The organism is Postechiella marina, from assembly GCF_039538365.1.
GTDB lineage: Bacteria > Bacteroidota > Bacteroidia > Flavobacteriales > Flavobacteriaceae > Postechiella > Postechiella marina.
The window spans coordinates 194,758-207,361 of sequence record NZ_BAABCA010000001.1 but is presented as its reverse complement, the minus strand read 5'-3'; the positions used below and the strand labels follow the sequence as shown (position 1 = coordinate 207,361).

Here is a 12,604-nt window from a genome sequence, read left to right as displayed (position 1 = left end):
TCGAATATTTTACTATAAAACACTCTAGCTATTAATCTTCTATTCTGTTATCCTAACATGGCATAAGAGCAAGATAAACGCTCTTTAGCTCTTTTAATTCTCATTTTTACAGCGCTTGGCCCAATACCCAAAACACCTTCTATATTTTTAATACTTAAATTTTGTTGGTATTTTAAAACTAAGATAGATTTATCTTTTTCTGGCAATTCTTTTAAAGCTATGTTTAACTTTTCTTCTGAATTATCGTTTGAATTATCTTCTGCAACCATTGTTTCCCCATAGTTTTCTATATCAAACGACTCTGGTAAACGTGTTTCATATTTTTTAACTCGATTTCTAGATACGTAATTAACACAATAGTTATAGGTAAAAGAATATACCCAAGTAGAAAACTTAGCTTTGCCTTTAAAACTTTCTAATTTTGTAAATAATTTTAAAAAGATATCTTGAGTTAAATCTTTTGCTTCTTCCTCATTATTAACAAATGAATAGCATTTGTTATATATTGTTCTTGAAAATCTATCGTAAAGCGTTCCAAAAAGTTCAGTGTTATTGTTCGTTGTAATCTCGTCTACTAATTGTTCGTCAGTCATGGCTTTTAGGGTTTATGGTTATTGGTGAAACAATATTATAGAATCTTAACCCTATGCTCTTTTTATATAAAAACAAACCAAACTAATCGATTAAAAGCAATTAAATTCCATAAAGTGATTATTTACAAGAAAGAATATTCTTATTTTTAAGATTTAGGCAAAAAAAAATCCCTTTCCAAATAAATGAAAAGGGACATGTAAAGACTTTGGTTTATGTCCAGAAAAGTAACCAACCAAATTTAACCCTAACTTAAAGTTATTCCTGTATTTCAACTTTAGTCTCTACAATATCTTTAATAGGCACGACTGTTCGCCCAGTTTTTGTTTTAATAGTTATCGATATACCATCTATAGATTCTATTTCGCCTTCGGTATTATTAAATTTAATTTTCTCTCCAATTTCATACGTTTTTCTAGTATAAAATGTTCTTAATAAATCGCCTATTACTTTTTGCGCTCCTAAGCCAAAGGCTAATGCAAAAGCGAATAAAAAAGCTGTTAATATTAGAGTAACATTCTCTGTAATTATATCTGTTTCTATTTCTGCTCTGTTAAGTGCAGTTATTGATATAAATATCATCAATACTATAAAGACTAACTGGCTTACTATTTTTGCTCCCGACAAGTCTATAGACTCAAAAAATGATTGTAAACTCTTTTTAATAAAATTAGCAAAGAAGAATCCTAAAATAAATATAATTAAAGCTGTAAATAGTTTAGGTAAATATCCTAAGAAAGACTTTATTCCTTCTGAAACCATATTTAACTTTAATATGTCTGATATTACAAGTATTAAAAACAAATACATTAACCATTTTAAAGTTTTGGTTAAAATGTTTATAATACTAAACTCTACTTTTTTATCTCCAAATAGATTGAGTTCGTTAATTTTATCGTCTAACTTGTCTGCATTAACAGCTTTAAGAGCTTTTCTTAAAACACCTACCACAAGTTTTATAAATAGCAATGCAATTATTATAGCAGCAAGAACAAATAATATTTTTGGTGCAGAGGATGCTATTTGTATCCAAATAACTTCGAACGATTCTTTTAGTCTGGTTATAAAATCCATTTTATTACTAGAGTTAGGTTTTATTTATTTTTTTAAGATTTTCTGTTTTTAATTGTTTGCTCTATTACATGCGATAAATTGTAAGAAAACAATTCTGCAATTTCCATAACTAATTTAGCCATAGCAATGTCGTGCATAACCTTAGCCTTTAGTTCTGGAGGAACTTCCTTAAGAGGCATGTTTATTTGTTTAAATGGATTTTCCATTATTTAAGGTTATTAGAGTATACGGTTAACAATTTATCTTTAGCTCTTTTTATTCTCATCTTTACTGCACTTTCTCCAATATCTAAAACGCCTACAATATCTTTTATAGATAAACCGTCTTGATATTTTAAAAGCAAAATCATCTTTTCATCTGGAGAAATAAGCTCTAACGCTATTTTTAGCTTTTCCACCTTCATTTGAAGGAAACTTTGATCGTCTTCATCATCATAATCGTCCGATAGATTCTCTATGTCTTTATAATCTACCGACTGCTTTTCAAATTTCTTAGCTTTACTTCGTGTTACATAGTTTACACAATGATTATAAGTAAAGGCATATAACCAAGTAGAAAACTTAGAAGTCCCTTTAAAACTTGGAAGCTTAACAAATAATTTTAAAAAAACATCTTGCGTTAAATCTTTAGCTTCATCTTCTCCTTTAGCAAACCCATAGCATTTATTAAAAACCATTTCTGCATGTCTGTCGTATAAGACTTCAAAAAGCATTGTATCGTTTGTTTTTACAATGGCTTTAACAAGGTCCTCATCAGGTGCTTTTTTTATTTCTGCAATGGTTTCCAAAAACTAGGGCTGTGTTTTTTGTTTAATACTTGCTTTTAAGACACAGGTATTTTTAATAAGTCACACCTTAATTAGAAACTTTATTTAAAAAAAATGTATTTAAAAAATTAAACATCTAATTACTTAAACATAAAGCTCTGATTATAAACAACGAACACTTGTTTTTAAACAAAAAAAGCCACCTTAATTAGTTTATTAAGGTGGCTCTTTTTATTTGTAAACGTTTTTTATTGAAAAGTATAACTTGTTTTTACGACTTGCGATAATCTAAAATATCCGTAAGCATAATTATCTGGATTTGCTGGATTTGTACAATTACCTCGTAATGCAACAGGTATTGTACTAAATGGATCGCCAACACTTTCGTATTGTTCTATTAATAAACGTATGTAATTAGAATATTGTTCGGACACACCATAAAACTCAATATTGGCTATGTCGCCTGCTTCAAATTCTTTTTGATTAATATCATCGTCTTCCTCTTTTTCGTAAAAAACGTTCATCTTATTACCGTCTGTAAATTCATCAGAAATATCTAATAATTCTGGCAGTAAATCTCCTTGCTCTCTAAATTTAAAAAAATAATAGTTTTCTTCATCTACAGGGTCTATAAAATCTACATTTACTTCTAAAACCTCATCATCAAAACCGCCATCTAAAGATTGATATACCTCATTTATATCTACAACAGGTATTAATGTTTCTTTTGCAATGTACGTTTCTCCGTTATAAACAACCTCAAGTGTGTAATTTTCATCTGCTATAGGTACAAAATTAGAAATAGTGTAGGTACCATCATTCATGTCGTTAAATACAAATTGAGAGTTATCTGTGTCATTACTAATTGTAACTTGAGCTCCTGTTACTACATTATTTTCGTTTGAATTAAAATAAGGTGTAGATGTAGATAACTTAATGGTTTGTTCGCTACCCGAAGTTCCCTTTTCCCAATCTATTGATGCTTCTATAACCAAACGTGGTGCTGCAACAGGTACGTCGACTTCTATAACATCTGAACAAGAGGTTAATATAACAGTTATTAAAACTAGAAGACCTTTTATATATGTTTTCATTTTTTTTAAAATTTAAAATTATAAGATACAGAAGGAACTGCTCCAAAAATTGAAGTTCGTGTAGCCTCGTTTGCACCAGTTTCTCTATTTTGACCAAAAGAAATAGATGCTGCATTTTTACGATTGTATATGTTATATATACCAAACACCCACTCGCCTTTCCATTTTTTATCTGGCTTTTTATTAGGTACCCATGTAGCAGAAATATCTAGCCTATGATATGCTGTTAAACGATCTGAATTTCTGTTAGAAAAACTAGCAATAGTTAAATCTTCGTAGGTATATTGACCGTTTGGATATGTTACAGGACGCCCCGTTTGAAATATAAAATTAGAACCTAAGCTCCATTTATCATTCAACTTATAACTTCCTGTTAGAGATACATCGTGAGTTCTATCGTGCGATGAGTTATACCATTTACCATCATTTATACCTAAACCACCCGCAGCTCCTCCAGGTGTACGCTGCTCTGCCTTAGATATGGTGTAAGCCAACCATCCTGTTAAATCACCTTTAGATTTTCTTATTAAAAATTCTAATCCGTAAGCTCTTGCTTCTCCATTTAAAATTTCGGTTTCTATTGTATTTTGCCCAATTAAATCAGACCCATCTATATAATCTATTCTATTATCTGTTGTTTTGTAATATGCTTCAACCTCCAACGAAAAGGTTTTGTTTTTAAAATTTTTAAAATAACCAAGCGCATATTGGTCAGACAATTGAGGCTTAATAAACTTGCCGCTTGGTGTCCAAACATCTAATGGTGTAACCGATGTTGTATTAGATAATAAATGAATGTACTGCGCCACCCTAGAGTACCCTGTTTTTAAAGAAGAAGTACTATTAAGTTGGTAAGATAGAGCTAAACGAGGCTCTAGATTTCCAAAATCTTTTATACTGCTTCCCTTTTCGTAATCGGTTTCGCCTTGCTCTGTACCACGCTCGTAAATACCTAATGTTGTATTATAAACTACAGGCAAATTACCTTGATAATTTGTTAAGGGTTGGCCCCCTAACCTTGTAAAAGTGCTAAGCCTTAACCCATAAGAAGCTGTTAGTTTATCTGTAATTTTATGTTCGCCATCAATATACAAACCTCCTTCAAAAGCTCGTTTTTCATCTAGTTGTAAAGGGTTTATTGCTGATGTCTCTGAGGTTGGATTTATAGCACCAGGATCGAATTGGTAATAAATACCACTGGCTCCAAAATTTAATTTAAACTTATCGTTTATAAAATAACTTAAATCGTATTTTATATTATAATTTGTTATGGATGATACCCAGTCAAACTCAAACGAATCGAACTCTAACTCGTAATCATATTTACTATATATTAAGGACATGTTTGAAAACAAACGATCGTTAAAAAGATGGTTCCATCTTAAATTTCCCGAAGCATTTCCATATCCGCTTTTAAAATTCCCTCCAAAATTAAACTCATCTCTTCCAAAATAACCAGATAGATATAGTTTATTTTTATCATTTAAATTATAATTTGTTTTTAAATTTAAATCGTAAAAGTGCGCACTATTTTCTTCGCCTGCAGCTTTTAGCAGTAAATGCGCATAAGACCCTCTACCCGCAACTAAAAAAGACCCTTTACTTTTAAAAGCAGGACCTTCGGCTGCTAGTCTGCTAGAAATAAAACCTACGCCACCTGTTAAGCGAAAATCTTTACTATTACCATCTTTTTGATGTACATCTAACACAGACGATACTCGACCTCCAAATTTAGCAGGAATACCTCCTTTATAAAGTTTTACATCCTTTATAGCATCTGCATTAAAAACAGAAAAGAAACCTAATAAATGCGATGTATTATAAATAATAGCTTCGTCTAGCAATACTAAATTTTGATCTACAGCACCACCACGTACATTAAAACCTCCTGTACCTTCTGCTCCGCCTGTTACTCCTGGTAATAATTGTATAGATTTAATTAAATCTACTTCGCCTAAAACCACAGGTATTTTTTTTATGGTTTCTACTTTTATTTTAGAAACGCTCATTTGCGGACTCCTAATATTTAATTGTTCTGACTCTTCTGCAACAACCAAAACAGCATCTAACTCTGTAGTAGATTCTGATAGTTCGAAATTTATTTTTTTATTAGCATCAAGAACAAAATCTTTACTTTTAGTAGCATAGCCCACATAAGAAATAATTAAGGTATAGTTCCCTTTTGGAGCTGTTATAGAATAAAAACCATATTCGTTTGTAACAACACCAATTGTTGTGCCTTTTAAGAAAACAGATGCACCAAAAGAGGTCTCTCCATTACTAGCATCTTTAACAACTCCGCTTACAGTATAACTTTCTTGAGCTGATAAAACCGATGTAAACACCATTAATAATAATACTATTTTTTTCATTTTATTATGATTGATGATTAAACTGCTGCCTTAGTTTTACTAATGAATGACCTTGATTTAGTTTTCTTTTTAAAGGAGATGTTCCTGTAAACCAACCAAAACCTAGGGTTGAATTTATGGGTTTTACATTAAAGTTTGATTTTTTGTTTTTCATAATGATTAATTTTTGATGATTGATGATTTTTACTTGTAACTTTATATATAGACCTCTAAAACACAATAATGTTACATAATATGTTACTTTTTTTTTAGCCCTAAAATATTTTACAAATATAATGGCGTGTTTTCTATAAAACGTTTGCTATTATAAAACCGTACTTTATATTTATTTATAAAAAAAAAGCGAATCTAAAATTTAGATTCGCTTTTTAAATTAATTTCCTAAAAAAGAAAGATTTTAAATATGTAATGGTCTATCGTCGGTAGCAGCTAAAGCAGCTTCTTTAATAGCTTCTGTAAACGTAGGGTGTGCATGAGACATTCTAGACACGTCTTCAGCCGATGCTCTATACTCCATAGCAACAACTGCTTCTGCAATCATATCTGCAGCACGAGCGCCAACCATGTGTACTCCTAAAATTTCATCAGTACTTTTATCTGCTAAAATTTTAACAAAACCATCTAAATCCATACTTGCTCTACTTCTACCTAAAGCACGCATTGGGAATTGTCCTGTTTTATATTCTATTCCAGCCTCTTTAAGTTGCTCTTCTGTTTTACCAACAGCAGCAACTTCAGGCCATGTATAAACAACACCTGGAATTAAGTTATAATCTATATGTGGTTTTTGTCCTGCAATTGTTTCGGCAACAAAAGTACCTTCTTCTTCAGCTTTATGAGCTAGCATAGCTCCTTTAATTACATCTCCAATAGCATATATATTTGGAGCCGATGTTTGTAAATGCTCGTTTACATCTACTAAACCTCTTTCTGTTAATTTAACACCCGCAGCTTCTGCATTTAAGCCATCTGTGTAAGCATGACGCCCTACAGCTACTAAACAATAATCGCCTTTAAACTCTACTTCAACGCCTTTTTTATTGTCTGCTTTTACTATAACCTCGTCTCCTACACGCTCTACAGATTTTACTTTATGAGAAGCATTAATTTTAAATTTTTGCTTCTTTAAAACTTTATTTAATTCTTTAGATACACCCGCATCCATTGTTGGTACAATTCTATCTGCATATTCTACAACAGATACTTCTGCTCCTAATCGCTTATAAACTTGTCCCAACTCTAAACCTATTACTCCTCCTCCAATTACAATTAAATGCTTTGGTATTTCTTTTAGTTTTAAAGCTTCTGTAGATGTAATAAGGCGTTCTTTATCTAAAGTAATAAAAGGTAACGTTGATGGTTTACTACCTGTAGCAATAATGGTGTTTTTTGCTTCAATTTCTGTAGATTCTTCGCCAGATATTAAAATATGAGTAGCATCTTTAAAACTACCAACTCCTTGATAAACATCAATCTTATTTTTCTTCATTAAAAAGTCAATTCCGCCAGTAGTTTGATCTACTACAGATTGCTTTCTTGCTATCATTTTTTCAAGATTAATTTTAATATCTCCAGGTATATCTATACCATGCTCTTCAAAATGCTTAACCGCATCTTCGTAATGGTGAGACGAATCTAAAAGTGCTTTACTTGGTATACAACCAACATTTAAACAAGTACCACCTAGTGTAGAATATTTTTCTATTATAGCAGTTTTCATTCCTAATTGTGCGCAACGTATGGCTGCTACGTACCCTCCAGGGCCAGAGCCAATTATGGCTACATCGTATGAATTCATATTATTTTATTCTATTTTAATAAAGAAAATATTTTGAGTGTTACGTGCATAACATCAAACCTAGAATCAAAAATACGAATGTTTTACGGGAAGGCAATAAAAAAAAGATATTATCAAATGATTTTATAATTACATCAATATGGTATGCAATAAATGATAAAAATGAAATAAAATTTATTTCTGATTATAAATATCGTTTAACACCCAATTTAATTCTGGATCTGTTCGAGACAGTTTATCTAAAATAGTTGGTTCTATCTTAATATTTGCCCTAACTCCATAACCATCTGGAGTTTGTTTTTCGGGTGCTTCAATTTGCATTAAACCTATTCTTGTTTTTATTTGAGATGTTGGTAATTTATATATTTTATAAATGCCTGCAACGCAACCATTGTATGCCCCTCCAGTTTCTTCGCCAACAAAAATAGCTCGCTTATTGGCTTGTAAATGTGTAGAAATTAAAGACGATGCAGAAAAAGAATTCCCGTTTATTAACACATAAATTTGCCCTTTAAAATTTAATGCATTGGGTTCTTTTTCTTTAGAGTACTTAAATTTGTAATAAATTTTACCATCTCTTTTTGTTGTTTTCACTAAATTATGAGCTATTATAAAAGGCGAAAACAATCCGCCTACCACCTTTGTACCAACAGAAGTTGTATTACTCATTAAATATTTAAAAATTGGAAGTCTACTATTTACCTCGCTATCTTCCATAAACTTATAAGGTTTTGTTGTTAGGTATGCATAGAGGTAGTCTATTTCTGCTATTCTTCCACCACCATTATTACGTAAATCTAAAATTAAATAATTTGTTTTAGCCGAATCTATTTTTTTAAAACTTTCTTTATAAAATCTTTTATAATTGGTTCTAGTAAAGCTTCTAATATTCATGTAAGCCACGGTGCTATCTTTACCTATAAAACTAAAATTTCTATTATATTCTTTACGCTTAGCAATATAACCACGTTTCTTGTTTTCTCTTTTTAGTTGTTTTGCTTTGGCTTTTGCTAGCTGTTTATCTGTTTTAGCAAGTCTTGTTTTTTTCTTAATTTTTAAAGAATCTTGATTTTTTGTTTTTTTAGGTACCCGCCTTAATACCTTCACGTAAATAGAGTCTTTATTTTTTAACGTTACTGTTAAACTATCTACAAAACCCTTGTCTTTATAATATAAACTTGCAAAGTAACGCCCTACGCTTCTATTATGTAATGTTTTATTATAACCATCAGACGCATACCTTGTTTTGTATATTTTTATTAAATCGCTTGTATTATCATTTTCAATCTTCACTACTTCACTTCCTACAAGAGAAGAGTCTTTGCCTCTAGTATTTATAATCCATAGTTTGTCATTTATATAATCAAAATCTAAATCGTAAAACTCAAACTTATTCTTTTTTAATTCTTTACTTTCTTTTCTTGTAAATCTTTTACTTGCTGAGCTTACAGAAATATGACCTTGGCGAACATGCGCTAATACTGGTGCTATTTTTTTATAAAATGCTCTTGAATTTATTGGTTTTGTAATTGATTTTTTTAAGCTATCAATTTTATAATCTAAAACCGATTTTGAAGTATATTGATATAATTTAGGATGGTGTTTTTTTAACTGACTATAAACTTTATCTACATCCTTTTGCAAATCTGCTACACTATGCAACGTTATTACTTCTCTATTATATCGTTCTACACTTTTACAAGAAAACAAGGTAAGCACAATACAAATTATTAAAACATATTTATCCATGAATAACTAATTTAAGAATTTTACTAAGGTAATTTATATTTTAATATATAAATGCAATGTCTTAATTCCCATAAAGTAAAATGCCATCTAGCTATCTTTTCTACTTAATCTAATTATGTATACGTTGTAAAATTGTTTAGTTTTGTGCTAATGCAAAAAAAAATTAACATACAGAACAAAAAGGCTCGCTTTCAATACGAAATATTAGATAAGTACACTGCTGGCATTGTTTTAACAGGTACCGAAATAAAATCTATAAGAAGTAGTAAAGCATCTATTGCTGAAAGTTTTTGCGAGTTTAACGAAGCTGGCGAACTCTTTGTTATTAATGCCACTATAGAAGAATATGCGTTTGGTAATTATTACAACCACCGACCAAAGGCAGAACGCAAGCTACTTTTAAATAAAAAAGAATTAAAAAAGCTTAATAAAGAAGTTCAAAACACGGGGCTTACCATAATTCCTTTAAGACTCTTTATTAACGATAAAGGATATGCTAAGTTAGACATCGCCTTGGCAAAAGGTAAAAAACTTTACGACAAACGAGAAACTATAAAAGACCGCGATAATAAGCGCGATTTAGATAGAATTAAAAAAGCGTACAAATAAGTCTATTGGTAATTTTAGTAGAGCCTTAAAATAATTTACATAAAATGAAAAAAAATATTATTCTAATCTTTTTCTGTTTTTTTATTTTGAATTTAAATGCTCAAAAAAAAGAACCCAATGCTACAACTCCAAAAGTTTACGCTATAGATTCTACAAAGGTCTTTACTCTTGATAAAACTATAAAAACGTTGTACGAAAGCATATCTGGAGAAAAAGATTCTATTCGTAACTGGGGAGAGTTTAAATTACTTTTTAAACCTGATGCTAAATTAATTCCGTCTGGAAAAGACAAAAAAGGAGTATATCAAGTAAAGTACTTAAGCCCTGAAGATTACATAAAAACCTCTGGCAAATGGTTATTAAAAAATGGATTTATTGAAAAAGAAATTCACAGAACAGTAAGTTCTTTTGGTAATATTAAACATGTTTTTAGTACTTATGAGGCGTACCATAGTGCATCAGATTTACATCCTTTTATGCGCGGTATTAATAGTATTCAATTACTAAATGATGGTAAACGTTGGTGGATTATAAACATTTACTGGACACACGAAACATTTGAAAACCCCATACCAAAAATTTATTTACCAAAGTAAACTCTACAACTACTAGTTAACATTATACTTTTTAATGAGCCTAAAAAATGCCTACAGACCGGATATAGATGGTTTAAGAACAATTGCTGTTTTACTTGTTATATTATTTCATGCCAATGTTAATTTTGTACAAGGTGGATATATTGGCGTAGACGTTTTCTTTGTTATATCTGGTTTTTTAATTACTAAATCTATTAATAAAGACATACTAGAAAATAAGTTTAGTTTTAAACAATTTTATTTAAGACGAATACGACGAATAATTCCTGTTTTAGTTTTTGTTACCTCCATAATAGCCATTCCTGGTTATTTATTTTTATTAGCAAATCATTTCGAAAACTATGCCAGAGCAGCGCTTAACACCTTACTAAGCACTAATAATTTTTATTTATGGTCTAATAGTGCCGATTATTTTTCTGAAAGCTCAGAGTTTCAGCCTTTATTACATACCTGGTCACTTTCTGTAGAAGAGCAATTTTACATTTTATGGCCTCCAATATTATTGTTTTTACATAAAAAATTCGACCTAAAAACACGCTTAACAATTGTTTTAGTCTCCATTTTTTGTGGGTTAGGATTATCTATTTATCTTACTAAAACAGATTTAAATATGGCATATTTTTTATTGCCAGCCAGAGTATTCGAACTTCTTATTGGTGGCGGGTTAGCTTTATACTGGCATAAACTTCCTAAATTATCTAAGTTACAAAATAACTCGCTATCTATAATTGCAGCTTTTTTAATTTTTATTCCAGCTTTTTTACTCGATAAAAATAGTTTTTTTCCAGGCTATCAAGCATTATGGCCTTGTTTAGGTGCTATGCTACTTATATATACAGGTAAAGAAAATACCAATGCGCTATTTAATAGTGTGCTTAAATTAAAATTTATGGTGTTTTTAGGTAAACTATCGTACTCGATGTACTTATGGCATTGGCCAATTTTTGTTTTTATTACTTATTTAGGTTACGAGCTTACAGGTACATTAAGAGTTTATGCTATTTTATTAACCATAGCTCTATCGTATACATCTTGGCGTTTTATAGAGCAACCTTTTAGATATCGTTTTAAATTTAATTTCAAAAAAACACTTGCGGTTGTTATGCTTCCTTCATGTGTAATTATTGGTGTAATTTACGGTGTTATTGATGCAAAAAACGGGTTTCCAGATCGACATCCTAATTTAGCCGAATTCGATAAAAATAAAAACTTTCCTAGTAAGGTTAGAAAAGCCTGTTTTAACAAGCGCGTAGTTGGTAATTGCGAAGCTTGTTATTTAGGTGTTAAAAAAGACACTTTAGATGGTGTTTTAATAGGCGATTCTTTTGCAAACCATACTGCTGCATTTCTGGATGTTTTAGCTAAAGATGCTAACTTATACATTCATGATAGTGCTGCAAGCGGATATCCTATAATGAATGACATTGATAATGATGGTCATCCTGTTTATCCTGCAGATTATGCTATTGCTCGCATGAATTATGCTAAACAATTTAAAACCATTTATATTTCGGCTAATTGGTATAAATTTTTAGACCCTACAACAAAAAAATATGAAGCTGCCATAAAAGATATTGAGGCACTAATTAAACTCAATAAAAGAGTAGTTCTTTTTGATTGTTTAAGAGAAACAACAAATATGAATTTACATAAACAAAAGTTAATTAAAATAGGTAGAAAAACATCGTTTAACAAAAACGACTTATTAATACCTAAAACAAAAAGACCTAAACATTACTTAATTAATGTATTAAAAAGCATGTTTCCTCAAATAGAAATTATTGATTTAAATGATGCCATGTGCAACGATAACACATGTAAACTTGAAATTGAAAATACAATTGTATACAGAAATTCAGATCACTTAAATACTAGTGGAGCCAAACTTATGGGTAAACGCTACTTACAGTTAAAAGGCAACCCTTTAAAAAATTACAATTAACAACTACTTCTTG

At 30.3% G+C, this 12,604-nt stretch carries 12 protein-coding genes; 3 read left to right on the top strand and 9 right to left on the bottom strand.

Features of this window, described 5'->3' with window-relative positions:
• Positions 1-47 precede the first annotated feature (47 nt).
• The 9 genes from ABD715_RS00850 to ABD715_RS00810 all read right to left on the bottom strand — a co-directional run bounded on the left by ABD715_RS00850 (position 48) and on the right by ABD715_RS00810 (position 9,444).
• Positions 48-593 carry an RNA polymerase sigma factor gene (locus tag ABD715_RS00850; protein WP_344785994.1) on the bottom strand — a complete coding sequence of 182 codons (546 nt, stop codon included), beginning with the start codon at positions 591-593 and terminating at the stop codon, positions 48-50.
• A 256-nt stretch (positions 594-849) separates the two neighbouring features.
• Positions 850-1,665 (bottom strand): mechanosensitive ion channel family protein, encoded by an 816-nt coding sequence (locus ABD715_RS00845; protein ID WP_344785992.1) that lies wholly within the window; start codon positions 1,663-1,665, stop codon positions 850-852.
• 32 nt (positions 1,666-1,697) lie between these two features.
• Positions 1,698-1,871 (bottom strand): hypothetical protein, encoded by a 174-nt coding sequence (locus tag ABD715_RS00840; protein WP_344785990.1) that lies wholly within the window; start codon positions 1,869-1,871, stop codon positions 1,698-1,700.
• Positions 1,871-2,452: an RNA polymerase sigma factor gene (locus tag ABD715_RS00835; protein ID WP_425567942.1), complete on the bottom strand. Its 582-nt coding sequence runs from the start codon at positions 2,450-2,452 to the stop codon at positions 1,871-1,873. Before ABD715_RS00835 ends, ABD715_RS00840 begins: the two co-directional genes overlap by 1 nt.
• A gap of 227 nt (positions 2,453-2,679) precedes the next feature.
• Positions 2,680-3,525 (bottom strand): DUF4249 domain-containing protein, encoded by an 846-nt coding sequence (locus ABD715_RS00830; protein ID WP_344785988.1) that lies wholly within the window; start codon positions 3,523-3,525, stop codon positions 2,680-2,682.
• 5 nt (positions 3,526-3,530) lie between these two features.
• On the bottom strand, positions 3,531-5,897 hold the full coding sequence (locus tag ABD715_RS00825) for a TonB-dependent receptor (protein WP_344785986.1): 2,367 nt from the start codon (positions 5,895-5,897) through the stop codon (positions 3,531-3,533).
• A gap of 4 nt (positions 5,898-5,901) precedes the next feature.
• The gene (locus tag ABD715_RS00820) at positions 5,902-6,051 is read right to left on the bottom strand and encodes a hypothetical protein (protein ID WP_344785984.1); all 150 of its coding nucleotides are present in this window, start codon (positions 6,049-6,051) and stop codon (positions 5,902-5,904) included.
• Positions 6,052-6,294: 243 nt separating this feature from the next.
• A complete protein-coding gene (gene lpdA / locus ABD715_RS00815) occupies positions 6,295-7,695 on the bottom strand; it encodes a dihydrolipoyl dehydrogenase (RefSeq protein WP_344785982.1) in 1,401 nt (466 codons plus the stop codon).
• Between the two features lie 174 nt (positions 7,696-7,869).
• Positions 7,870-9,444: a S41 family peptidase gene (locus ABD715_RS00810; protein WP_344785980.1), complete on the bottom strand. Its 1,575-nt coding sequence runs from the start codon at positions 9,442-9,444 to the stop codon at positions 7,870-7,872.
• A gap of 150 nt (positions 9,445-9,594) precedes the next feature.
• On the opposite strand from ABD715_RS00810, the gene smpB reads away from it, so the two are divergent.
• From smpB to ABD715_RS00795, 3 genes are read left to right on the top strand one after another with little or no spacing between them, the layout of a single operon-like run.
• Positions 9,595-10,053, top strand: coding sequence for an SsrA-binding protein SmpB (gene smpB / locus ABD715_RS00805; protein WP_344785978.1), 459 nt, complete (start codon positions 9,595-9,597; stop codon positions 10,051-10,053).
• A 44-nt stretch (positions 10,054-10,097) separates the two neighbouring features.
• Positions 10,098-10,649: a hypothetical protein gene (locus ABD715_RS00800; RefSeq protein ID WP_344785976.1), complete on the top strand. Its 552-nt coding sequence runs from the start codon at positions 10,098-10,100 to the stop codon at positions 10,647-10,649.
• 34 nt (positions 10,650-10,683) lie between these two features.
• On the top strand, positions 10,684-12,591 hold the full coding sequence (locus ABD715_RS00795) for an acyltransferase family protein (protein ID WP_344785974.1): 1,908 nt from the start codon (positions 10,684-10,686) through the stop codon (positions 12,589-12,591).
• The last annotated feature ends 13 nt before the right edge of the window (positions 12,592-12,604 follow it).